This window comes from Micromonospora sp. NPDC049240 (assembly GCF_040647835.1).
Classification (GTDB): Bacteria; Actinomycetota; Actinomycetes; order Mycobacteriales; family Micromonosporaceae; genus Micromonospora.
Genome location: NZ_JBEZCX010000014.1, coordinates 1 through 22,615, shown reverse-complemented (window position 1 = coordinate 22,615; position 22,615 = coordinate 1). Strand labels below are relative to the sequence as shown.

At 73.0% G+C, this 22,615-nt stretch carries 20 protein-coding genes; 16 read left to right on the top strand and 4 right to left on the bottom strand.

The window, feature by feature from the left end; all coding sequences use genetic code 11:
• Positions 1 to 29 precede the first annotated feature (29 nt).
• Entirely contained in the window at positions 30 to 1,598 is a 1,569-nt protein-coding gene (locus AB0B02_RS21730) for a leucyl aminopeptidase (RefSeq protein ID WP_357302888.1), read from the top strand.
• 75 nt (positions 1,599 to 1,673) lie between these two features.
• On the opposite strand, the gene AB0B02_RS21725 is transcribed toward AB0B02_RS21730, so the two are convergent.
• A complete protein-coding gene (locus AB0B02_RS21725; RefSeq protein WP_107161658.1) occupies positions 1,674 to 2,003 on the bottom strand; it encodes a hypothetical protein in 330 nt (109 codons plus the stop codon).
• A 177-nt stretch (positions 2,004 to 2,180) separates the two neighbouring features.
• Between AB0B02_RS21725 and lpdA the strand changes: the two genes are divergently transcribed.
• From lpdA to AB0B02_RS21680, 9 genes are all read left to right on the top strand, one after another.
• A complete protein-coding gene (gene lpdA / locus AB0B02_RS21720; RefSeq protein WP_281936789.1) occupies positions 2,181 to 3,572 on the top strand; it encodes a dihydrolipoyl dehydrogenase in 1,392 nt (463 codons plus the stop codon).
• 66 nt (positions 3,573 to 3,638) lie between these two features.
• Entirely contained in the window at positions 3,639 to 5,498 is a 1,860-nt protein-coding gene (sucB, locus tag AB0B02_RS21715; protein WP_357302883.1) for a 2-oxoglutarate dehydrogenase, E2 component, dihydrolipoamide succinyltransferase, read from the top strand.
• 92 nt (positions 5,499 to 5,590) lie between these two features.
• Positions 5,591 to 6,928: a low temperature requirement protein A gene (locus tag AB0B02_RS21710; protein WP_357302880.1), complete on the top strand. Its 1,338-nt coding sequence runs from the start codon at positions 5,591 to 5,593 to the stop codon at positions 6,926 to 6,928.
• A 73-nt stretch (positions 6,929 to 7,001) separates the two neighbouring features.
• The gene (locus AB0B02_RS21705) at positions 7,002 to 7,880 is read left to right on the top strand and encodes an oxidoreductase (protein ID WP_281936794.1); all 879 of its coding nucleotides are present in this window, start codon (positions 7,002 to 7,004) and stop codon (positions 7,878 to 7,880) included.
• Positions 7,881 to 8,002: 122 nt separating this feature from the next.
• Entirely contained in the window at positions 8,003 to 8,956 is a 954-nt protein-coding gene (locus AB0B02_RS21700) for an LLM class flavin-dependent oxidoreductase (RefSeq protein ID WP_281936797.1), read from the top strand.
• 4 nt (positions 8,957 to 8,960) lie between these two features.
• Complete coding sequence (locus tag AB0B02_RS21695) at positions 8,961 to 9,971, top strand: aldo/keto reductase (RefSeq protein ID WP_357302875.1); 1,011 nt, start codon at positions 8,961 to 8,963, stop codon at positions 9,969 to 9,971.
• A gap of 271 nt (positions 9,972 to 10,242) precedes the next feature.
• The gene (locus AB0B02_RS21690) at positions 10,243 to 10,512 is read left to right on the top strand and encodes a type II toxin-antitoxin system prevent-host-death family antitoxin (protein WP_107161628.1); all 270 of its coding nucleotides are present in this window, start codon (positions 10,243 to 10,245) and stop codon (positions 10,510 to 10,512) included.
• A gap of 16 nt (positions 10,513 to 10,528) precedes the next feature.
• Positions 10,529 to 10,924, top strand: coding sequence for a type II toxin-antitoxin system VapC family toxin (locus AB0B02_RS21685; RefSeq protein ID WP_357302871.1), 396 nt, complete (start codon positions 10,529 to 10,531; stop codon positions 10,922 to 10,924).
• A 92-nt stretch (positions 10,925 to 11,016) separates the two neighbouring features.
• Positions 11,017 to 11,916: a TIGR01777 family oxidoreductase gene (locus AB0B02_RS21680; RefSeq protein ID WP_281936799.1), complete on the top strand. Its 900-nt coding sequence runs from the start codon at positions 11,017 to 11,019 to the stop codon at positions 11,914 to 11,916.
• 33 nt (positions 11,917 to 11,949) lie between these two features.
• On the opposite strand, the gene AB0B02_RS21675 is transcribed toward AB0B02_RS21680, so the two are convergent.
• Positions 11,950 to 13,182 (bottom strand): PHB depolymerase family esterase, encoded by a 1,233-nt coding sequence (locus tag AB0B02_RS21675; RefSeq protein WP_281936801.1) that lies wholly within the window; start codon positions 13,180 to 13,182, stop codon positions 11,950 to 11,952.
• 146 nt (positions 13,183 to 13,328) lie between these two features.
• Between AB0B02_RS21675 and AB0B02_RS21670 the strand changes: the two genes are divergently transcribed.
• From AB0B02_RS21670 to AB0B02_RS21660, 3 genes are all read left to right on the top strand, one after another.
• Entirely contained in the window at positions 13,329 to 15,140 is a 1,812-nt protein-coding gene (locus AB0B02_RS21670; protein WP_357302866.1) for a DUF2079 domain-containing protein, read from the top strand.
• Positions 15,141 to 15,192: 52 nt separating this feature from the next.
• The gene (gene lipB / locus AB0B02_RS21665; protein ID WP_281936805.1) at positions 15,193 to 15,834 is read left to right on the top strand and encodes a lipoyl(octanoyl) transferase LipB; all 642 of its coding nucleotides are present in this window, start codon (positions 15,193 to 15,195) and stop codon (positions 15,832 to 15,834) included.
• A 187-nt stretch (positions 15,835 to 16,021) separates the two neighbouring features.
• On the top strand, positions 16,022 to 16,627 hold the full coding sequence (locus tag AB0B02_RS21660; RefSeq protein ID WP_357302863.1) for a lytic polysaccharide monooxygenase: 606 nt from the start codon (positions 16,022 to 16,024) through the stop codon (positions 16,625 to 16,627).
• Between the two features lie 57 nt (positions 16,628 to 16,684).
• Here the strand turns inward: AB0B02_RS21660 and aspS are convergent, their stop codons facing one another.
• On the bottom strand, positions 16,685 to 17,971 hold the full coding sequence (aspS, locus tag AB0B02_RS21655) for an aspartate--tRNA(Asn) ligase (RefSeq protein ID WP_357302860.1): 1,287 nt from the start codon (positions 17,969 to 17,971) through the stop codon (positions 16,685 to 16,687).
• 413 nt (positions 17,972 to 18,384) lie between these two features.
• Here aspS and lipA point away from each other — a divergent pair, with 413 nt between their 5' ends.
• The 3 genes from lipA to AB0B02_RS21640 all read left to right on the top strand — a co-directional run bounded on the left by lipA (position 18,385) and on the right by AB0B02_RS21640 (position 21,878).
• Complete coding sequence (lipA, locus tag AB0B02_RS21650; protein ID WP_357302857.1) at positions 18,385 to 19,374, top strand: lipoyl synthase; 990 nt, start codon at positions 18,385 to 18,387, stop codon at positions 19,372 to 19,374.
• Between the two features lie 60 nt (positions 19,375 to 19,434).
• Entirely contained in the window at positions 19,435 to 21,099 is a 1,665-nt protein-coding gene (locus AB0B02_RS21645) for a DUF423 domain-containing protein (protein ID WP_357302854.1), read from the top strand.
• An 89-nt stretch (positions 21,100 to 21,188) separates the two neighbouring features.
• Positions 21,189 to 21,878, top strand: a complete 690-nt coding sequence (locus AB0B02_RS21640) for a DUF4191 domain-containing protein (protein ID WP_281936818.1) — start codon at positions 21,189 to 21,191, stop codon at positions 21,876 to 21,878.
• 63 nt (positions 21,879 to 21,941) lie between these two features.
• On the opposite strand, the gene AB0B02_RS21635 is transcribed toward AB0B02_RS21640, so the two are convergent.
• Positions 21,942 to 22,319, bottom strand: coding sequence for an RDD family protein (locus AB0B02_RS21635; protein WP_357303162.1), 378 nt, complete (start codon positions 22,317 to 22,319; stop codon positions 21,942 to 21,944).
• Positions 22,320 to 22,615 lie beyond the last annotated feature (296 nt).

Genomic DNA, 22,615 nt, shown 5'->3' with positions numbered 1-22,615 from the left:
GCCGGCCCGGCCCGCCCGGAGTAGCTTTCGTGACATCGCCCCGCACCACCCTCAGCCTGGTCGACACCGACCCCGCCGAACTTCCCGTCGACGCGATCGTGATCGGCGTGCACAGCCAGCCGAACGGACCGGGCGACGGCGCACCCGCCGGCGCCCTGTTGCTGGCCAGCGGCGCGGAGAGCATCGCCGCCGCGTTCGACGGAAAGCTGACCGAGACGCTGACCCTGCTCGGCGCGACCGGTGGCCCCGGCGAGGTGATCAAGCTGGCCACGCTCGGCACGGTGACCGCCCCGGTGGTCGCCGCCGTCGGGCTGGGTCCGGAGCCCGCCGGCGCCGCGCCCGCCCCCGAGTCCCTGCGCCGGGCCGCCGGCGCGGCGGTCCGGGCGCTGGCCGGCGCGGCCCGCGTCGCCCTCGCCCTGCCGCTGCCGGACGACGCCGACGCGCCGGCCGCGCTGCGCGCGGTCGCCGAGGGCGCGCTGCTCGGCGGCTACCGGTTCGCCGGCTACAAGACGAAGCCGCAGCCGGCCCGGCGCGAGCCGGTGTCCGAGCTGCTGGTCGCGGTGCCGGACGCGTCCGACGCGACCGCCCTGGCCGAGGTCGAGCGCGCGCAGACGGTGGCCGGCGCGGTGCGGACCAGCCGGGACTGGGTCAACACCGCCCCGAACGAGCTGCGCCCGCCGGCGTTCGCCGACGCCGTGGCGACCGCCGCCCGGGAGGCCGGGCTGGAGGTCGAGGTGCTCGACGAGGCGGCGCTGGCGGCCGGCGGGTACGGCGGCATCCTCGCCGTCGGCCAGGGCTCCGAGGCGCCGCCGCGGCTGGTGAAGCTCACCTGGACGCCGCCCGGCGGCGGCAACGGCAAGCGGGTCGCGCTGGTCGGCAAGGGCATCACGTTCGACACCGGCGGCATCTCGATCAAGCCGGCGCAGGGCATGTGGGAGATGAAGTCGGACATGGCCGGCGCGGCGGCGGTCGGCGCGGCCATGCTGGCGGTGGCGGCGCTCAAGCCGAACGTGACGGTCACCGGCTACCTGCCGATGGCGGAGAACATGCCGTCGGGTGCCAGCTACCGGCCGGGCGACGTGATCAGCATGTTCAACGGCAAGAAGGTGGAGGTGCTCAACACCGACGCCGAGGGCCGGATGATCCTGGCCGACGCGATGGCCCGGGCCTGCTCCGACGGCGCCGACTACCTGTTCGAGACCTCGACGCTGACCGGTGGCCAGGTGATCGCGCTGGGCAAGCGGATCGCCGGCGTGATGGGCAGCCCGGAGCTGTGCGAGCGGGTCCGGGTGGCCGGTGACGCGACCGGCGAGCCGGCCTGGCCGATGCCGCTGCCGGACGACGTGCGCAAGGGCATGGAGTCCGACGTCGCGGACATCTCCCAGGTCAACGCCGGGATGGACCGCGCCGGTCACATGCTCCAGGGCGGCGTGTTCCTGCGGGAGTTCGTCACCGACGACGTGGCCTGGGCGCACATCGACATCGCCGGTCCCAGCTACCACTCCGGCGAGGCCACCGGCTACTGGGCCAAGGGCGGCACCGGCGTGCCGGTCCGCACCCTGCTCCACCTGGTCGACGACGTAGCCGCCAACGGCTGAGGTGCAAGGAGGGGCCCCCTGTTGACGCATTCCGCATGACAGGGGGCCCTTTTTGACACCTGCGGCCCGAGGCGCTCAGAACAGCTCGGGACGGCGCTTGCGGCGCTCGTTGTAGTCGCGCATGCGCTGGGGGTAGCCCATCAGCCGCACGTCGTAGATCGGGATGGCGGTCCGGTGCGCCCAACGCCGGGCGTCCTCCGGGCTGCCGACCCGCCGCCGGGTCCACTCGCCGTCGTCGGCGATCAGCATGACGGTGGTCTCGGTGACCGTCGTCCGTGGCTCCAGGAACGCCTCGACGCCCCGTCGGGTGCGGACGAAGTTCTCGAGATGGTCCAGATCGGCGCGCTCGGCGGCACGGTCACGGCTCACCGCGGCCACCCGCTTGCGTCGTCGGAACAGCGCCACCGGACCCACTCCTCCCCCGGACGTCATCGAAGACGATGCCAAGGGTACGTGCCGCCGACGTGTCGTTGGGCACCTCGGTACGCGCTCGGGCCGGGGTGGTGACAAGATGACCGAGGTGGGGTGTGCCTGTTACTCCGCCGTAACCCCCGATGCAGCGACGCGACCTGGGAGTTGGATGTGAGCGAGCCGAACGACACGACCTTCGACATCGTCATCCTCGGAGGTGGTAGCGGCGGCTACGCGGCGGCGCTGCGTGCCGCCCAGCTGGATCTCTCCGTCGCGCTCATCGAGAAGGGCAAGCTCGGCGGCACCTGCCTGCACAACGGCTGCATCCCGACCAAGGCGCTGCTGCACGCCGCCGAGATCGCCGACCAGACCCGTGAGTCCGAGCAGTTCGGCGTGAAGGCCGAGCTGGTCGGCATCGACATGGCGGCGGTCAACTCGTACAAGGACGGCGTGATCTCCCGCCTCTACAAGGGCCTCCAGGGCCTGGTGGGCAGCGCCAAGAAGATCACCTTCGTGGCCGGCGCCGGCAAGCTGGTCGGCAAGAACGTGGTCGAGGTGGACGGCAAGCGCTACACCGGCCGCAACGTGATCCTGGCCTCCGGCTCGTACGCGAAGAGCCTGCCCGGCCTGGAGGTCGACGGCGAGCGGATCATCACGAGCGACCACGCGCTCACCCTGGACCGCGTCCCGTCGTCGGCGATCGTGCTCGGCGGCGGTGTGATCGGCGTCGAGTTCGCCAGCGTCTGGAAGTCCTTCGGCGTGGACGTGACCATCGTCGAGGCGCTGCCCCGGCTGGTCGCCGCCGAGGACGAGGAGTCGTCGAAGGCGCTGGAGCGCGCGTTCCGCAAGCGGAAGATCAACTTCAAGGTCGGCAAGCCGTTCGAGAAGGTCGAGAAGACCGACAACGGCGTCAAGCTGACCATCCAGGGCGGCGACACGGTCGAGGCCGAGCTGCTGCTGGTCGCCGTGGGCCGCGGCCCGACCACCGCCAACCTCGGCTACGAGGAGCAGGGCGTCAAGATGGACCGCGGCTACGTGCTGACCGACGAGCGGCTGCGCACCAGCGTGCCGAACGTCTACGCGGTCGGCGACATCGTGCCCGGCCTCCAGCTCGCGCACCGCGGTTTCCAGCAGGGCATCTTCGTCGCCGAGGAGATCGCCGGGAAGAACCCCGCCGTGATCGACGAGGCCGGCATCCCGCGCGTCACCTACTGCGACCCGGAGCTGGCGTCGGTCGGCCTGACCGAGGCGAAGGCCAAGGAGCAGTACGGCGCCGACAAGATCAAGACCTACAACTACAACCTGGGCGGCAACGGCAAGAGCCAGATCCTCAAGACCGCCGGCCACGTGAAGCTGGTCCGGGTGGACGACGGCCCGGTGGTCGGCGTGCACATGGTCGGCGCCCGGGTCGGCGAGCTGATCGGCGAGGCGCAGCTCATCTACAACTGGGAGGCCTACCCGGCCGAGGTGGCGCAGTTGGTGCACGCCCACCCGACCCAGAACGAGGCCCTGGGCGAGGCGCACCTGGCCCTGGCCGGCAAGCCGCTGCACGCGCACGCCTGACACGACAACCGCGGCGTCCGGCGACGGGCGATGATCCCACCAGGGGAATGAAGGAGTCTGGAGAACATGCCGGTATCGGTCACCATGCCCCGGCTCGGCGAGAGCGTCACCGAGGGCACCGTCACGCGCTGGCTCAAGCAGGAGGGTGACACCGTCGAGGTCGACGAGCCCCTGCTCGAGGTGTCGACCGACAAGGTCGACACGGAGATCCCGTCCCCCGCGGCGGGCGTGCTGAGCCGGATCGTCGTCGGCGAGGACGAGACCGCCGAGGTCGGCAGCGAGCTGGCGGTCATCGCCGGCGAGGGCGAGGACGCGGGCAGCGCCCCGAAGGAGGAGGTCGAGCCGGACACCGAGCCGACCGCCGCCGCCGAGGGCACCGGCCCCGAGCCGGAGCAGGCCGCACAGGCCGCCGCGGAGCCCGGGGCCGAGGCCGAGCAGCCGGCCGTCGAGGAGCCGGCCCAGCCCGCCGCGTCGTCCGGCGAGGGCACCCCGGTGACCATGCCGGCCCTGGGCGAGAGCGTCACCGAGGGTACGGTGACGCGCTGGCTCAAGCAGGTCGGCGAGACCGTCGAGGTGGACGAGCCGCTGCTGGAGGTCTCCACCGACAAGGTGGACACCGAGATCCCGTCGCCGGTCGCCGGCACCGTGCTGGAGATCAAGGTCGCCGAGGACGAGACCGCCGAGGTCGGCGGCGTGCTCGCGATCGTCGGGGCGGCCGGCGCCGCGCCGGCCGAGCCGAAGGCCGAGCCCAAGCCCGAGCCGAAGGCGGAGGCGAAGCCCGAACCGAAGCCGGAGCCCAAGGCCGAGCCGAAGCCCGAGCCGAAGGTCGAGGAGCCCACCCCGGGCATGTCCTACAACGAGCCGTCCGCCGAGGCGGAGCAGGCCGCCGAGCCGGCCAAGGCGGAGCGGGCCGCCCAGCCGGCCGCGCCGACCGCCACGCCGCAGCGCCCGACCGCCCCGGCCCAGGGCGGCGGCGAGGAGGCCGCCGGCTACGTGACGCCGCTGGTCCGCAAGCTCGCCGCCGAGCACGGCGTCGACCTGGGCTCGGTCAACGGCACCGGCGTGGGCGGCCGGATCCGCAAGCAGGACGTGCTGGAGGCGGCCGAGAAGGCGAAGGCCGCCAAGGCCGCGCCGGCCGCCGCCGAGCAGCAGCCGGCCGCGAAGGCACCGGCCCAGCCGGCCGCCAAGCCGCAGCCGAGCGCCAAGCGGGGCACCACGGAGAAGCTGCCGCGGATCCGGGCGACCATCGCCAAGCGGATGCAGCAGTCGCTGCACGAGACGGCGCAGCTGACCACGGTCGTCGAGGTCGACGTCACCAAGGTCGCCAAGCTGCGGGCCCGGGCCAAGGAGTCGTTCCAGGCCCGGCACGGCGTGAAGCTGTCCTTCCTGCCGTTCTTCGCGCTCGCCGCCATCGAGGCGCTCCAGACCTACCCGATCATCCAGGCCAGCATGGACCTGGACGGCGGCACCATCACCTACCCCGCCGCCGAGCACCTCGGCATCGCCGTGGACACCGAGCGCGGGCTGCTCGTGCCGGTCATCCACAACGCCGGTGACCTCAACATGGGCGGCATCGCCAAGCGGATCGCCGACCTGGCCGAGCGCACCCGGTCCAACAAGATCACTCCGGACGAGATGGCCGGGGCGACCTTCACGCTGACCAACACCGGCAGCCGGGGCGCGCTCTTCGACACCCCGATCGTGCCGTCGCCGCAGTCGGCGATGCTCGGCACGGGCGCCGTGGTGAAGCGCCCGGTCGTGGTCAACGACCCGGAGCTGGGCGAGGTCATCGCGGTCCGGTCGATGGTCTACCTGGCCATGTCGTACGACCACCGGCTGATCGACGGCGCGGACGCCGCCCGCTTCCTGACCGCGGTCAAGGAGCGGCTGGAGGCCGGCAACTTCGAGGCCGAACTCGGTCTCTGACGCCCGAGGCGACAGGGGGTACGCGGCACCGGCCGCGTACCCCCTTCGTCGTTTCCGCCACGGCGCGGACCGTACGCTGACAGACTCGGCCGGTGGGCGGGTACGGGTGGCGGGGGCGCCTCGGGCCGGCGGTGCCGGTGGCCCCGGGCGCCCGGGTGGACCGGTTCGAGATCTTCTTCGACCTGGTCTTCGTCTTCTCGTTCTTCATCATCACCCGGGCCACCGCGCTCCAGGTGACCGGCGGCGCGCTGCTGCACGCGCTGCTGGTGCTCGCCGTGCTGTGGTGGTCGTGGGTGGTGCACAGCGTGGTCGCCACCCGGGTCCGGCTCGGCGAGGGCTTCGTCCCGGTGCTCATGACCGTCGGCATGGCGTCGCTGTTCACGTTCGCGTTGTCGCTGCCGAACGCGTTCCGCGACCCGCGTGGCAACGCGGCCGGACCGATCGTCGCGGCGGTCAGCTACACCGTGCTACGCGTGGTGCACCTGCTGCTCTACCGGCACGTGGTGCGGGACAGCCCGAACGAGCGCCGGCAGTTGATGCGGTTCGCCCCGGAGGCGATCGGCAGCACCGCGCTGCTGCTGGTCGCCGCGCTGGTGCCGCCGAAGATCGACGGGCTCGCCTCGGCGGCGGTGGTCCGGGACGGGCTGTGGGCCACTGTCGTCCTGCTCCAGTACGGCACCGGCATGCTCGTCGGCACCTGGGGCTGGGGCGTCGCCTCGGCCGAGCACTGGACCGAGCGGTACGACCTCATCCTGATCATCGCGCTGGGCGAGTCGGTCATCTCGGTGGGCGTGGGCAGCAACCTGCTCGGGCAGCCGCCCACCTGGCCGGCCGTGGTGGCGGCGGTGCTCGGTATCTTCTTCACCGCGGCGCTCTGGTGGGCGCACTACGACATGATCGGGCCGGCCGCGCGGATCGCCCTGCACGCCGCCCGGGACGGGCCGCGGGTGGCGATGGCCCGCGACGCGTACGCGTACCTGTTCCTGCCGATGATCGCGGGCATCATCCTGTTCGCGCTCGGCGCCGAGATGATCGTGCACGACATCGCCGACCCGCGGGTGCCGCCGACCGAGTCCGCGCACTGGCCGGCCGTGCCGCTGCTCTTCGGCGGGGTGGCCTGCTACCTCTGCGGCAACATGCTGTTCCAGGCGCGGACGTTGCGCACGGTGAGCTGGACCCGGGTCGCGACGGTGCTGCTGCTCGGCGCGGCGATCCCGGTCGCGCAGCGGGTGCCGGGCCTGATCGCGATGGCGCTGTTGACCGCCGTCACGGTGGGCATGGTGGCGGCCGAGGTGATCGTCTTCGGCGAGAGCCGACAGGCGCTGCGGAAGCTCGTCTTCGAGGAGCGGACCAGCCATGAGGCGCACGAGGCGGCCTGGCGGGCCCGCTGGCACGAGCAGCCCGACGAGGGTGAGCGGCCCGGCGGTTGAACCGGTTCCGGACGGCCCGCGTGTCACCGCTCGGGCCCACCATGGGGCCTTGACACGAGGAACGGGGACCCGCATGACCATCGACACCGTCCACGCCGACGCGGCCGGCACCTGGCAGCTCGGTGACCTGACCGTCAACCGGATCGGCCTCGGCGCGATGCGGCTGACCGCGAACGCCGACGGCAGCCCGAGCGACCGGGACCGGGCCGTCGCCGTGCTGCGCCGCGCGGTCGAGTTGGGCGTCAACCACATCGACACGGCCGCGTTCTACTTCTCGCCGTTGCGCTCGGCCAACGAGCTGATCAACCGGGCGCTGTCGCCGTACCCGGAGGATCTGGTCATCGTGACCAAGGTCGGGCCGGGCAAGGACCCGTCCGGCGAGTGGCTGCCGGCGGCCCGGCCGGAGCAGCTTCGCGGGCAGGTCGAGGAGAACCTGCGCCAGCTCGGCCGGGACCACCTGGACGTGGTGAACCTGCGGGTGCACGGGCCGGAACCGCTGGCCGAGCACTTCGGCGCGCTCACCGAGCTGGTCGACGCCGGGCTGATCCGGCACCTCGGCGTCTCGGCGGTGCGCCGGCACCAGGTCGCCGAGGCTCGCACGATCGCCCCGGTGGTCTGCGTGCAGAACTCGTACGGCCTCGGCTACCGCCGGATCCACGACGAGCTGATCCGGGACTGCGCCGCGCACGGCACCGCGTTCGTGCCGTTCTTCTCGCTCGCCACCAGCGGGCGGGAGGCCGGGGTCACCGGCGAGGAGCACCCGGAGGTGCTCGCGGTGGCGCGCGAGCACGGCGTCACCGCCGCCCAGGTCCGGCTGGCCTGGACGCTGGCCCGGGGACCGAACGTGCTCGCCATCCCGGGCACCGGCGACCCGGCGCACCTGGCGCAGAACGTCGCGGCCGGCGCGCTCCGCCTCTCCGCCGCCGACCTGGCGCGGCTCGACGCGGTCTGAGGTTGGTTGTAAGGAGGGGCCCCCTGTTATGCACCAGGCGTTAAGCAGGGGCCCCTCCTTACATCTTCGGCCGTGGGCAGAAGGGTGCGGTGGGAAGCGGGGTGGGGCCGGAGACTGGGCCGATGGCGATCTTCTCCGTGCAGGCCCGGCCCACCGACGCGACAAGCTGGGTGGAGTTGGCCCGCACCGTCGAGGCCGCCGGCTTCGACGCGCTGCTGGCCGCCGACCATCCGGGTTTCGGCCCGGCCCCGTTCGTGGCGCTGGCCGCCGCCGCGGCGGTGACCGGCACGCTGGGCCTCGGCTCGTACGTGTCGAACGCCGGGGTCCGGGAGCCGATGCTGCTCGCGGCCGATGTGGCCACCCTGGACGTGGTCTCCGGCGGCCGGGCGCGGCTCGGCCTGGGCGCCGGGCACACGCCGGGTGAGTGGCGGGCGGTCGGGCGCGAGCGCCCCGACGTCGCCGGGCGGGTCCGCCGCTGCCTGGCGGTGGCCGGGGCGGTCCGGGCGCTGCTGGCCGGCGAGGAGGTCACCGTCGACACGCCGGAGCTGGCCGCGCACGCCGCCCGCCTCGACGATCCGCGGCCGGTCCAGGACCGGATCCCGCTCACCCTCGGCACGGCCAACTCCACGCTGCTGCGGTGGGCCGGCGCGCACGCCGACGTGGTCGGCCTGACCGGCTTCGGACGCACGCTGGCGGACGGGCACGCGCACGAGGTGCGGTGGCGGGCCGACCAGCTCGAGGCGCAGCTCGCCCACGTGGCGGCCGGCGCCGCCGGTCGGCACACGCCGCCGGCCCTGGAGGCGCTGGTCCAGCACGTCGCGATCACCGACGACGCCGAGGCGGTCGCCGCCGAGACGGCCGCCGAGACCGGCCTCACCCCGGCGGAGGTGCTGGCCACCCCGTTCGTGCTGATCGGGACCGCCGACGAGGTCGTGGCGGCGGTGGCCGGGCACCGGCGCCGCTGGGGCGTCACCCGCTTCGTGGTACGCGCCGGCGCCGTCGACGCGCTCGCGCCGCTCCTGCCCCGGCTGGCCGAAAACGGGTCGACTTCGAGCGCACTCGAGACAGGACACTGATTCCATGACGACGACACGACGGTTGGGCCGCAGTGGCATCGAGGTCAGCGCGATCGGCATGGGCTGCTGGGCGATCGGCGGCCCGCTCTGGGCGGGCACCCAGCCCCTGGGCTGGGGCGAGGTGGACGACGACGAGTCGATCCGCACCATCCACCGGGCGCTGGAGCTGGGCGCGACCCTCTTCGACACCTCCAGCAACTACGGGGCCGGGCACAGCGAGCGGGTGCTCGGCCGGGCGCTCGCCGGCCGCCGGGACCGGGCGGTGATCGCCACCAAGTTCGGTTATCCCTCGGACGAGGCGACCCGACAGGCGGCCGGCGAGGACGGCAGCCCGGGGTACGCGCGGCGCAGCCTGGAGGGCTCGCTGCGCCGGCTCGGCACCGACCACGTCGACCTCTACCAGCTGCACCTGGGCGGCCTGCCGGTGCCGCAGGCGCTGGATCTGGTCGAGACGTTGGAGGAACTGGTCGGCGAGGGGAAGATCCGGGCGTACGGCTGGAGCACCGACGACCCCGCCTCGGCGCGCGCGTTCGCCGAGGCCGGCCCGCACTGCGCGGCGATCCAGCACGACCAGTCGGTGCTGCGGGACAACGCCGCGATGCTCGCGGTCTGCGCGGAGTTCGACCTGGCCAGCCTGAACCGCGGCCCGCTGGCGATGGGCCTGCTCACCGCCAAGTACCAGGACGCGCCGACCGCCCGCGGCGGTGACGACGTGCGCGGGGTGGCGCCCGAGTGGCTGGACTGGTTCAGCGACGGCGTCCCGCGCGCCGAGTGGGCCGACCGGGTGGCCCGGGTCCGGGAGGCGCTCACCGCCGACGGTCGTACGCTCGCCCAGGGCGCGCTGGGCTGGCTGCTCGCCCGCAGCCCGCGAACGCTGCCGATCCCCGGCTGCCGGACCGTCGACCAGGCCGGGGAGAACCTCGGCGCGCTGGCGCACGGGCCGCTGCCGGAGGCCGCGTTCGCCGAGGTGGAGCGCCTCCTCGCCGACCTGCGCAGCACCCCGGCGACCGCGTGAGTGCGGCAGGGTGACGAGTGCGCCCGGCACCCGGGCCGGGGTGACATCCCGCAGGGGCCATCGAGGGCCGCACCGGGGAGTGCGCGACCGTTCCGGTGCCGGACGTGTCGCGGACGGGAGACGTTTCTCGTCGAATCCGGTATGCCTCAGCGTCATGATTATGACGCTGAGGCATACCGCAGCCGAGACGTCTCGGCTGCGGGCGCGACACGCCCATGCGACGCCACGCACTGTGTAGCACTTTGTAGCAACTGTGGGATAGGATTTCGACGTGGCTGAGCACGCCCATCGAGAGATCACTCAACGTGAGCTGCGAAACGACTCCGGTGCCATCATGCGTGGGGTGGAGCGCGGCGAATCCTTCACGATCACTCGCAACGGCACGCCGATCGGGCGGTTGATTCCGATCCGACGGCGCATGTTCGTACCCAGAGCCGAGGTGCTCGCGACCTTTGCCAGCGCCCCCAGACTCGACGAGGCACGGCTGCGAGCTGACCTCGATGCCGCGATCGACCAGGATCTCCTCAGTCGTGACTGGTGAGAACTCCGTCCGGGGCTTGATCGACACCAACATCGTCATCCATCTGAGCGGCTTGGTCGCGTCGGAGTTGCCCGACGAGATGGTGATCAGCGCGGTTACCCTTGCGGAACTCTCGGCCGGCCCGCATCACACCGACGACCCCGGCGAGCGGGCCCGCCGGATGAGTGTGTTGCAGCGTGTCGAGGCCACTTTCGAGCCGCTTGTGTTCGACGCGGAGGCAGCACGGGCTTTCGGTCTGATCTCAGCAGCCGTGCGTGCCGCCGGGCGTGGGACACGCCGCCGAATGGCTGACCTGATGATCGCTTCCGTCGCGCATGCCAACGCCCTTCCTCTCTACACCACCAATCCCGCCGACTTTGTCGGGCTGGATGAGCTGGTAGCTGTTCGCCCAGTCAGTCGGCCGTCCGGCTGACGTTCGGGTTCGATCAGGTGTCCGGCGGGCGTGACGCGTGAGTGATTTCGCTCCACGCATCCGGATCGCGTCGCGTACCCGAAGATGTGAGTATGCGGATCCTCATGGCCGGCGTGTCCGGCTTCCTCGGCACCCGACTGGTCGACCGGCTCACCGCCGACGGGCACCAGGTCATCCGCCTGGTCCGCCGCCCGCCGCGCACCGCGGACGAGCGGCAGTGGAATCCGTCCGCCGCGCAGCTCGACCCGCAACTGGTCGCGGACGCCGACGCGGTGGTGAACCTGGCCGGCGCGGGGGTGGGTGACAAGCGCTGGAACGACGACTACAAGAAGCTGATCCGGACCAGCCGGGTGGACAGCACCTCCACGCTCGCCATCACGATCGCCGGCCTGCCCGCCGCGGACCGGCCGGCGGCGCTGCTGAACTCCTCCGCGGTCGGCTGGTACGGCAACACCGGGGACCGCACGGTGGAGGAGGACGCGCCGGCCGGCGAGGGGTTCCTCGCCGACGTCTGCCGCGTCTGGGAGGCGGCGACCCGGCCGGCCGAGGACGCCGGCGTACGCGTGGTGCGGTTGCGGACCGGGCTGCCGCTGCACCGCGACGGCGGCCTGCTCAAGCCGCAGCTCCTGCCGTTCCGGCTGGGTCTCGGCGGCAAGCTGGGCAACGGCCGGCAGTGGGTGCCGTGGATCTCGATGCCGGACTGGCTGGACGCGACCGCGTTCCTGCTGGCCCGCGACGACGTGGCCGGCCCGGTGAACGTGGTCGGTCCGGCGCCGGTCACCAACGCCGAGTTCACCCGGGAGCTGGCCCGTCAGTTGCACCGGCCGGCGATCATGCCGATCCCGGCGCTGGCGTTGCAGGTCGTGCTCGGCGGGTTCGCGCACGAGGCGCTCACCAGCACCCGGGTGCTGCCGGGCGTGCTCGGCAAGGCGGGCTTCACCTGGACCCACCCGGACCTGCCGGGCGCGCTGCGCGCCGCCCTCGCCGGGTGAGCCGGCGGGGACGGCGCGGCGCGGGCGGGCGGGTCAGCAGCCGATGACCCAGTAGCCGGGCCCGGTCTGCTTCAGCACAGTGGTGTAGAACGTGTTGTAGAGGCCCATCCGCTGGCCGCTGCCGAGCGCGTAGGCGTACCCGCCGGACTGGTAGGCCCGGCCGGCGGTGACGTGCGCGTAGTTGCTGGCGGTGACGCAGACCGGCGCGGTGGTCGGCGTCGGCGAGGGCGACGCGGTCGGGGTGGGCGAGGCGGTCGCGGTCGCCGTCGGGGTCGGGCTCGGCGTGCCGCCGCCGCCGAGACCGAAGAAGAGCGCGTCACGGTACGTCGAGCAGATGGTGTCCAGGAAGTACGCCCCGGCGGTGCCGCACTGGTCCGCCGCCGAGCCCGGGTCGACCGGGGTGCCGTGGCCCATGCCGGAGACCCGGTAGACGCGGACCTGGTCGCTGCCGTAGACCTCCAGGCTGGTGCCGCCCGGAAGCGACGAGGTGCTGGTCGGGGTCGTCGACACGCCGAGCACGTTGGTCCACTGGTCCCGCGACTCGGTCGCGTTGGCCACGTTGACCGTGTAGTCGCTGGTGCCGTGCCAGACGGCCACCCGGGGCCGCTTGCCGGAATAGCCCGGGTACGCGTTGCGGACCAGGTCGCCCCACTGCGCCGGGCTCTTGTCCACGCCCGGGTTCATGCAGCTGAACGCGCTTGTGGTGCTGGTCGCGCAGCGGTACGGGATGCCGGCGATGATCGAACCGGCGGCGAACACGTCGGGGTAGGTGGCGAGCATGACGGCGCTCATCGCCGCGCCGGCGGAGAGGCCACTGACGTAGACGCGGCCGGCGTCGGTGCCGTAGTTGGTCCTCGCGTAGTCGACCATCTGCTTGACCGACAGCGCCTCGCCCTGGCCCCGGGCGGTGTCGCCGGTCTCGAACCAGTTGAAGCAGGAGTTGGCGTTGTTGCCGGAGGGCTGCTGCGGCACGATCAGCGTGAACTTCCACTGGTCGGCGTACTTCTGCCAGCCGGAGTTGGTGAAGTAGGTCGAGGCGTTCTGGGTGCAGCCGTGCAGCAGCACCACGGCCGGCGCGTTGCCGGGCAGGCCGTCCGGGCGGTAGGCGTACATGGCCAGGTTGCCGGGGTTGGAGCCGAAGCCGGTGACCTGGGTCAGCGAGGCGGCCTGCGCGGGCAGCGCGGCGGTCAGGACGCCGGCCGCGGCCAGCACGACCCCGGCCGCCGCCCCGGCGAGACGGGTGATGAGGGATGAGGAGCGGGACACGGGGACCTCCCGATCATGGAATGTGAACTGGGTCACTCTCCGAGTTGCCGGAACGTTACGTCCGTGTTTCATCGACGGGAATGGCTGTCGGTCACACATTCACCGTCCGGGCGGTGTGCCCGGGTCCGGTTGGTAACGTCCGCTGCGTGCCGTCCTCCCCGGTCGCCGACCCGCCGCCCGCCACCGCCGCCCGCGACCGGCGCGCCGACCTGCTGGTGACACTCGCCGCGGTCGCGCTTGCGCTCTGGGTGACCAGCGGCATGTGGCGGGACCCGAACACCCGCACGATCACCGTCAACTCCAGCGACCAGGCGCTGTTCGAGTGGCTGCTGGCGTTCGGCGGGCACGCGCTGACCCACGGTCAGAACCCGCTCTTCACCCACCTGATCAACGTCCCGGACGGGGTGAACCTCGCGGTCAACACCTCGATCACCGTGTACGCGGCGGTCTTCGCGCCGCTGACGTACCTCGTCGGGCCGCCCGCGACGTTCCTGGTGATCCTCACGCTCAACCTGGCCGCCACGGCGGTGGCCTGGTACTGGCTGCTCAGCCGGCACCTGGTCGGCAGCCGGCTGGCCGCCGGGGTGGGGGCGTTGTTCATCGCCTACTGCCCGGCGATGGTGTCGCACGCCAACGCGCACCTGAACTGGACCGCCGGCTGGCTGGTGCCGCTGCTCATCTGGGGCGTGTTCCGGCTGCGCCGGCCCGGCCGCGCGGTGAGCGGCGGGATCGTGCTCGGCCTGCTGGTGGCCGCCGCGTTCTCGATCGCCGCCGAGGGGCTGTTCTTCACCGCGCTGGCGCTCGCCGTGTTCCTGCTGGTCTGGGCGCTGCACCCGGCCCGGCGCGCGGAGGCGCGGGCCGCGCTGCCCCGGATGGCGGCCGGGCTGGGGGTGACCGCGCTGGTGGCCGGCGTGCTGCTGGCGTACCCGCTCTGGCTGCACTTCGCCGGGCCGCAGCGCTTCCACGGCACCGGCTTCGACCCGCTGATCCACTCCGAGGACATCGCCGCGTACCTGTCGTACCCGCGCCGGTCGCTCGCCGGCTGGGCCGGGTTCGGCACGTCGCTGGCGCCCAACCCGACCGAGGAGAACTCGTTCTTCGGCGTGCCGCTGCTGCTGCTCGCGGTCGCCTGCTTCGCCCTGCTCTGGCGACGCGCCGACCGGGCGTTCCGGGCCACGCTGCTCGCGCTCGGCGTGACCGCGGTGGTCTTCGCGGTGCTCTCCTGGGGGCCGACGGCGAAGTGGAACGGCCGGCGCACCGACCAACTGCTGCCGTTCGGTGTGCTGGACAACCTGCCGGTGGTCAACGCGGCGCTGCCGTCACGGCTGGCGCTCGTCGTCGCGCCGGTGATCGGGCTGCTGCTGGCGTACGCGATCGACACGCTGCGCGCCCGGCCGCCCCGGCGGCGGGTGACCGGCGCGGCCTGGGTCGTCGGGTTCGTCGCCGCGCTGCTGCCGCTGCTGCCCACCCCGCTGCTGACCAGCGTCCGCGAGCCGGTCCCGGCGTTCGTCACCACCGGGGCCTGGCAGCGCTACGTCCCGCCCGACGGGGTGCTCACGCCGCTGCCGCTGACCGTCGACGTCTATCCGGACGGGCAGCGCTGGCAGGCGTACGCGCTGGCCCACCGGCAGGGCGAGTTCCGCATCCCGGCCGGCTTCTTCCTCGGCCCGGGCGGCCCGGACGGCCGGGGCCGGATCGGCCCGGTGCCGCGTACCTTCGACACGCTGATGGACCAGGCCGGGCGGACCGGGCTGGTGCCGATCATCACCGAGGGCAGCATCGAGGAGTCCCGGGCCGACCTGCGGTACTGGGGGGTGCGGGCGGTGGTGCTGGCCGACCGGGTGCACGGCGCCAAGTACGACGTCGACGAGGAGGCGCTGCGCCGCACCGCCACCGCGCTGCTCGGCCCGCCGGAACGGGTCGAGGACGTCTGGGTGTGGCGGGTGCCCGGCGCGTGACGCGACGAGCGTCACGGGTCGGCGGCCGGGCCGACGGGACTAGGCTGGACGGGTGAGCGTGACGACTTCCGGACTGACCGCCATCCTCGCCGGCCGGCTGGACTACCAGGCCGCCTGGGACGAGCAGCGCCGGCTGCACGAGGCAGTGGTGGCCGGCGAGCGGGGCGACACGGTGCTGCTGCTGGAGCACCCGAGCGTCTACACCGCCGGCAAGCGCACCGAGCCGTGGGACCGGCCGATGGACGGCACCCCGGTGGTGGACGTGGACCGCGGCGGCAAGATCACCTGGCACGGTCCGGGGCAGCTCGTCGGCTATCCGATCGTCCGCCTGCCCGACCCGGTCGACGTGGTGGCGTACGTCCGGCGCACCGAGCAGCTCCTGATCGACGTCTGCGCCGAGGTCGGGCTGACCGCCGGCCGGGTCGAGGGGCGCAGCGGCGTGTGGGTGCCGGCGGACGACCGGGGCCCGGCCCGCAAGGTGGCCGCCATCGGCATCCGGGTGGCCCGGGGCGTGACGCTGCACGGCTTCTCCATCAACTGCGACTGCGACCTGGGTTTCTTCGACCGGATCGTGCCCTGCGGCATCCGCGACGCCGGGGTCACCTCGCTCACCGCCGAGCTGGGCCGACCGGTCACGGTCGCCGACGTGCTGCCGGTGGTGGAGCGGCACCTGCCCACGCTGACCCAGGTCTGACCGCTGTCACCTGCGCAGACTCCATCAATGCGGACAAAGATATAGATGACCATTGATATCTAGAGTCATAAATGCGACGCTGGGCATGGAAGCGCTCCCACTCCCATCCTATGCGCCGAAGGAGGACGTAACCGTGCGTTCCCACCACCAATCCGGACGACCGCGATCAGCCGTCCGCGCGCTCGTCATGGCGCTCGCCCTGATCGCCGGCATCCTGGCCGTGCCCGGTGCCGCCCAGGCCCACGGCACGATCGTCAGCCCGGCCACCCGCGCCTACAAGTGCTGGCAGACCTGGGGCAGCCAGCACACCAACCCGGCCATGCAGCAGCAGGACCCCATGTGTTGGCAGGCGTTCCAGGCCAACGCCGACACCATGTGGAACTGGATGAGCGCGCTGCGCGACGGCCTCGGCGGGCAGTTCCAGGCCCGCACGCCCGACGGGCAGCTGTGCAGCAACGCGCTGTCCCGCAACGACAGCCTGAACCGGCCCGGGGCGTGGAAGACCACGAACATCAGCCGCAACTTCACCGTGCAGCTCTACGACCAGGCGAGCCACGGCGCCGACTACTTCAAGGTCTACGTCAGCAAGCAGGGGTTCAACCCGACCACCCAGACGCTCGGTTGGGGCAACCTCGACTACATCACGCAGACCGGCCGGTACGCGCCGTCGCAGAACATCAGCTTCAACGTCTCGACCTCCGGATACACCGGACACCACATCCTGTTCGTCATCTGGCAGGCATCCCACCTCGACCAGGCGTACATGTGGTGCAGTGACGTCAACTTCACCTGATCGCGTACCGCACGTCGCTCCGGCCCAGGACCCGTGTTCCTGGGCCGGAGCCGTGCCTCACGGGGTGAGGCGGTGCAGGTCGCGCGGGAAGGCGGTCACCTGCCGGACGTTCGCCGCGCCGGTGAGCCGGGCGACGAACCGCTCCAGACCGATCGCGAACCCGCCGTGCGGCGGCATGCCGTGCCGGAACGCGTCCAGATAACCGGCGTACGGCTCGACCGGCTCGCCGCGGGCCGCCAGCGCGGCCCGGTAGTCGGCGTACCGGTGCAGCCGCTGCCCGCCGGTGACCAGCTCGACCCCCCGGAACAGCAGGTCGAACCCGTTCGAGTACGCCGGCCGGGCCGGGTCCGGGTGGGTGTAGAAGGGGCGCTTCGCCATCGGGTAGCCGGTGACGAACAGGAAGTCGCTGCCGTGCTCGGCCCGGGCCCACTCCCCCAGCGCCCGCTCGTGCGCGGGGGCCAGGTCCGGCTCGTCGGCCGGCGCCCCGGCGATCGCCAGCGCGTCGGTGAAGTGCACCGCGGGGATCTCGGCGGGCACCTGCGGCACCGTCACACCGAGCGTGTCGAGCGCGCCGCCGGCCCGGTCCGCGACGCCCGCCAGCATCCCGGCGAGGGTGTCCCGCAGCACGGCCATCACGTCCCGGTGGTCGGTCACGAAGCCCAGCTCCACGTCGAGCGAGGTGTACTGGGCGAGGTGGCGCACCGTGTCGTGCGGCTCGGCGCGGAACACCGGCCCCACCTCGTACACCCGCTCGAAGACGCCCACCATGAGCTGCTTGTAGAACTGCGGCGACTGGGCCAGGTAGGCGGGCCGGCCGAACCAGTCCAGCGTGAAGACGTTCGCGCCGCTCTCGGTGGCCGAGCCGACCACCTTGGGCGTGTGCACCTCGACGAAACGCCGCCGGTCGAGCGTGGCCCGGAAGCCGGCCACCGCCGCCGCCGAGATCCGCAGCGCGGCGGACCGGGTCGGATGACGCAACGCGGTCGGCGCGTGGTCGAGCTGGGTGGGCAGGCTCGCGGTCAGCACCGGCCGGTACAGGTCGAACGGGGGCGGCACGGCGGGCGGGCCGAGCGGACGTACCGTCGGCTCGACGACCTCGACCCCGGCGGGCGCGGCGGGGTTCGCGACCACCGTGCCGACCACCTCGACGACGGTCTCCTCGCCGAGCGCCTCGACCTGCGCGCGCACGGCGGGCGCGGCGACCACCACCTGGGCGAGCCCGGTGGCGTCGCGGACGATCAGAAAGGCCACCGACTTGAGCAGCCGGCGGCGGTGGACCCAGCCGGCGAGCCGGACGGTCGCGCCGACCTGGGCGGGGAGTTCGGTGGACAGGATGCGTTGCACGGCGGTTACCTCCTCGATCAATCGCAACGCGATCCCCGGGAGGTGTGGGCGAGCGGGAAACCTCGCGGTGCCACCACACCTTCGCCCCCGCCGGAGCGGGGGCCTCGTTCGTCGCCTTTTCACCGGGGCCAGCCGGGCGGGGTCTACTGGGCGCGGACGCCGTTCTTCCCGCAGCTCGGGAGGGTCTTCGCGGGGCCGGCGCCAGACCGCCTCGCAGCAGGTGGCGGCTCTCTGGGCTGGCGGTCGGTCCGCTACTCGGCTCCGTCGCAGCTCTGCCCGGCACGCTAGCACCGCGACCGCCCCGGTGTGACGGGGATTTTTTCGGCATCCGTGTCCGGCGTCACAACGTTTCCGGCGTGACGGCCGTCGCCTGACGTTCATCGACCGTCGCCGACCGGCGTAGGCTCGGTTTTGTGACGATCGAGCATTCTGCGCCGACGACTCAGCAGCCCGCGTCCACCGCGACGGTCGCGCCCGAGGGGCGCCGCATGCTGCGGATCGAGGCGCGCAACGCCGAGACGCCGATCGAGCGCAAACCGCCGTGGATCAAGGTCAAGGCCAAGATGGGCCCGGAGTACACCGAGCTGCGCGGGCTCGTCTCCCGCGAGGGGCTGCACACGGTGTGCCAGGAGGCCGGCTGCCCCAACATCTACGAGTGCTGGGAGGACCGGGAAGCCACCTTCCTCATCGGTGGCGACCAGTGCACCCGGCGCTGCGACTTCTGCCAGATCGACACCGGCAAGCCGGCCGAGTTCGACGCCGACGAGCCGCGCCGGGTCGCCGAGTCGGTCGCCGCGATGGGTCTGCGCTACGCGACCATCACCGGCGTGGCCCGCGACGACCTGCCCGACGGCGGCGCCTGGCTCTACGCCGAGACGGTCCGGCAGATCCACGCCCTGCGGTCCGGCTGCGGCGTCGAGCTGCTGATCCCCGACTTCAACGCGGTGCCCGAGCAGCTCGCCGAGGTCTTCGGCTCGCGCCCCGAGGTGCTCGCGCACAACGTGGAGACCGTGCCGCGCATCTTCAAGCGGATCCGTCCGGCGTTCCGCTACGAGCGGTCGCTCGACGTGATCCGGCAGGCCCGGGCCGATGGCCTGGTCACCAAGAGCAACCTCATCCTCGGCATGGGCGAGGAGCGCGCCGAGGTCTCCCAGGCGCTGCGCGACCTGCACGAGGCCGGCTGCGAGCTGATCACGATCACGCAGTACCTGCGCCCCACCCCCCGGCACCACCCGGTCACCCGCTGGGTCAAGCCGGAGGAGTTCGTCGAGCTGCGCGAGGAGGCCGAGGAGATCGGCTTCGCCGGCGTGATGAGCGGCCCGCTGGTCCGCTCGTCGTACCGGGCCGGCCGCCTCTACCAGCAGGCGCTCGCCGCCCGCGAGGGGATCGCCGTCGCCGGCTGAGGCCGGCCGTCGACCGCGTCACCCACCGCCGGCCACCCGCCGGATGCCATGATCGCAGGCATGACCGCCGGGGTACGCCAGGAGCCACGCGAGGCCGACCCGGCGCGTACGCCCCGGCGGCTCCGACTGCCGACGCTGCTCGCCCTGCTGATCGGCGGGATCGGTGTCGGCTACCGGTTGGCGCTGCTGCTCGCCGACGCGCCGCCCACCAACAGCGACGAGGCGACCATGGGGCTGGCCGCCCTGCACATCGCGCGGGGCGACGCGTTCCCGGTCTGGTTCTACGGCCAGGCGTACATGGGCACGCTGGAGGCGTACCTGGCCGCGCCGCTGGTCGCGGTCGCCGGGCCGTCCGTGCTGGTGCTGCGGCTGCCCACGCTGGCGTTGTACGCGCTGTTCCTGCTGCTGTCCTGGCGGCTGACCCGCCGGCTCGGCGGCGACCGCTGGTACGCCCTGCTGGTCGTCGCCGTGCTCGCGCTCGGCGCGGACCGGGTGGTGAAGAACCAGCTCATCGCCGGTGGCGGCTACCCGGAGCTGAATCCGGCCGGGGCGGCGCTGGCGCTGCTCACGGTCGGGCTGTGCGTCGGCGGGCCGGGCGCGCGACTGCCCCGCTGGGCGGCCTGGGGGCTGGTCGCCGGGGTGCTGCTCTGGGTCGACCCGCTGATCCTGCCGTACGTGGCGACGCTCGGCGCGCTGCTGCTGGCCTGGCGACGGCGGGAACTGGCCGGCCGGGCCGGGGCGGTGCTCGCCGGCGCGCTGCTGCTGGGCGCCGCGCCGATGGTGCTGGACAGCCTGCGCCACGGTCGCAACCCGCTCACCGCGGTGCTGCGGGCCAGCGGCTCGGACGTGGCGGCGGGCTGGGCCGAGCGGCTGCACGGCGGGCTGGTCCTCGGCCCGTCGCTGGCCATGGGCTTCTGCTCCCCCGGTCACTGCGCACCGTGGCAGCTCTGGTGGGCGGCGGTCTTCCCGGTCCTGCTGCTGATCGCCGCGTGCGCCGCCTGGCGCACGCTCCGCCGCGCGTCCGTCGTCCCGGATCACGGGCCCTCCCCCCGTCCCCGCCCCGGCGACCCGCCGGCCCACCGGGTGTCGGCCGGGGTGCGGCTGGCGCTGCTGGCCGGCGCGGCGGCGGTGCTGGCGGCGTACGCGGTGAGCGACGCGGCCGGGCGGACACCTGTCGAGAGCAGCCGTTACCTGTCCTGCCTCGCGGTGGCCGTACCCGCCCTGCTCTGGCCCCTGTGGCGGGCCGCCCGCCCGCTCGTCGGGCCCCGCCACCGCGCCGGACCGGCTGCGGCCGGAGCCGTGGCGGTAGGGACGGCGGCGGTCGTGGTGCTGGTGGGGGTGCTCGGGACCGGCGGGGTCGCCACCGTGGACACCGTCCGGGCGGCGCCCGCCGTGCACGCCGAGGCCGACCGGCACCGGGCGCTCGTCGACATGCTCGGCGCGCTCGGTGTCCGGCACGTGCGGGGCGGCTACTGGACCTGCAACCGGATCGCGTTCGCCACCGGCGAGGACGTGGTCTGCGCCGTGGTCGACGACCGGCTGCGTCCCGGCTTCGATCGGTTGCCGGCGTACCGGCGGGCCGTCGCCGCGGACCCGGACGCGGGCTGGGTGGCCCCGGACGCCTCGCCACTTGCCGCGCTGCTCGACCGGCGGCTCGGCACCGCACCGGGCACGCTCGACGTGGTCACCGTCGACGGCTGGCGGATCTACCTGCCCCGCCGCTGACCGGGCCGCGCGGTCGCGAGGTGACCGGTCCGCACGGAACGGGTGGCCACGGATCAACCGGCCGAGCGCCGACCACTAGACTCTGCGGCATGGCAAAGCCCCAGGAGAAGGTCTCGTTCGGCCAGCGGCTGAAGCAGATCGGGATGGTGTTCAAGTTCACCGCCAAGCAGGACAAGTGGTTCGCGCCGCTGACCGCGGCGGCGGTGCTGATCCCGCTCGCGCTCACCGTGGTCGCGGTGCTCGCCTGGGGCTGGCTCTTCCTGCCCATCGGCATCCTGCTCACCCTGCTCGCCGTGCTGATCGTGCTCAACCTGCGGTCCAACAAGGCGATGATGAACGCCGCCGAGGGGCAGCCCGGCGCGGCGGCGCAGATCATGGAGAGCATGCGCGGCGACTGGCGGGTCACCCCGGCGGTCAGCTCCACCACGCAGATGGACATGGTCCACCTGGTGGTGGGCCGCCCCGGCGTGATCCTGCTGGCCGAGGGGAACGCGCAGCGCGTCCGGGGCCTGCTCGGCCAGGAGAAGCGCCGGCTGGCCAAGGTGATCGGCTCGGCCCCGCTGCACGACTACGTGATCGGTCAGGGCGAGGGCGAGCTGCCGGTCCGCAAGCTGCGGATGACGCTGATGCGGCTGCCCCGGTCCCTCTCGCCGAAGGACGTCAACGCGCTCGACAAGCGGCTCAAGGCGCTGACCGCCCGGCCGCAGATGCCCAAGGGCGCGGTCCCGAAGAACATGCGGCCGGCGCGCGGCGCGTTCCGGCAGACCCGGGGGCGCTGACTCCCGGCGTACGCGGAGGAAGGAGCCGGCCCTGCGCGGGGCCGGCTCCTTTTTCGTGTGCGGTCAGCGGCGCGGCGCGTCGGTGACGACCGCGCCGGTGAGCCGGTCGTGCAGGCCACGACGGTGCTGGTCCATGATCAGGGCCGGCACGACGAGGGACAGCAGCAGGCCCCGCAGCAGCCCGCGGACCAGCCCGATCCGGCCGCCGTCGGCCCAGGCGACGCAGCGCAGCCGGGTCAGGTACATGCCGGGGGTCTGGGCGAAGAGGCCGAGGAAGAAGCCGTACTCCAGGATCAGCACCAGGACCGGCGGCCACCCGTCGCGGACCGGGTCGGCGAAGGACCGGGCGACCATCAGGCAGAGCACCCAGTCGATGATCAGCGCGCCGAACCGGCGGCCGAGGCTCGGGGGCGTGAAGGCGGGATCGGTGGCGGGTGGCACCGGTGCGGCGGCGGTATCGGTCACGCGGCCAGGGTAGCGCCGTCTCGACGCCCATCGAAAAATCCGACAAGGCGCGCAAGGCTGGGCATAATACGCGGGCGATGACGCTCCGCTAGCGACGTAACACGGCGGAAACAGAGGAGACACGGCCGGGCAACCGCCCGGCCATAGCGTCGCCAACAGTCAGCCACCGGAGTGGACCTGCCAGGAGGACGTGTGTTCGCCAATTCCGAGGAACTCCTGCGATACCTCAGCAACGAGGACGTGAAGTTCGTCGACGTACGTTTCTGTGACCT

Bases quoted from the DNA above. Each gene is read 5' to 3' on its own strand.
- sucB (WP_357302883.1), top strand. From the start codon at position 3,639: ATGCCGGTATCGGTCACCATGCCCCGGCTCGGCGAGAGCGTCACCGAG.
- AB0B02_RS21705 (WP_281936794.1), top strand. From the start codon at position 7,002: ATGACCATCGACACCGTCCACGCCGACGCGGCCGGCACCTGGCAGCTC.
- AB0B02_RS21700 (WP_281936797.1), top strand. From the start codon at position 8,003: ATGGCGATCTTCTCCGTGCAGGCCCGGCCCACCGACGCGACAAGCTGG.
- AB0B02_RS21695 (WP_357302875.1), top strand. From the start codon at position 8,961: ATGACGACGACACGACGGTTGGGCCGCAGTGGCATCGAGGTCAGCGCG.
- AB0B02_RS21680 (WP_281936799.1), top strand. From the start codon at position 11,017: ATGCGGATCCTCATGGCCGGCGTGTCCGGCTTCCTCGGCACCCGACTG.
- AB0B02_RS21660 (WP_357302863.1), top strand. From the start codon at position 16,022: ATGGCGCTCGCCCTGATCGCCGGCATCCTGGCCGTGCCCGGTGCCGCC.
- AB0B02_RS21645 (WP_357302854.1), top strand. From the start codon at position 19,435: ATGACCGCCGGGGTACGCCAGGAGCCACGCGAGGCCGACCCGGCGCGT.
- AB0B02_RS21640 (WP_281936818.1), top strand. From the start codon at position 21,189: ATGGCAAAGCCCCAGGAGAAGGTCTCGTTCGGCCAGCGGCTGAAGCAG.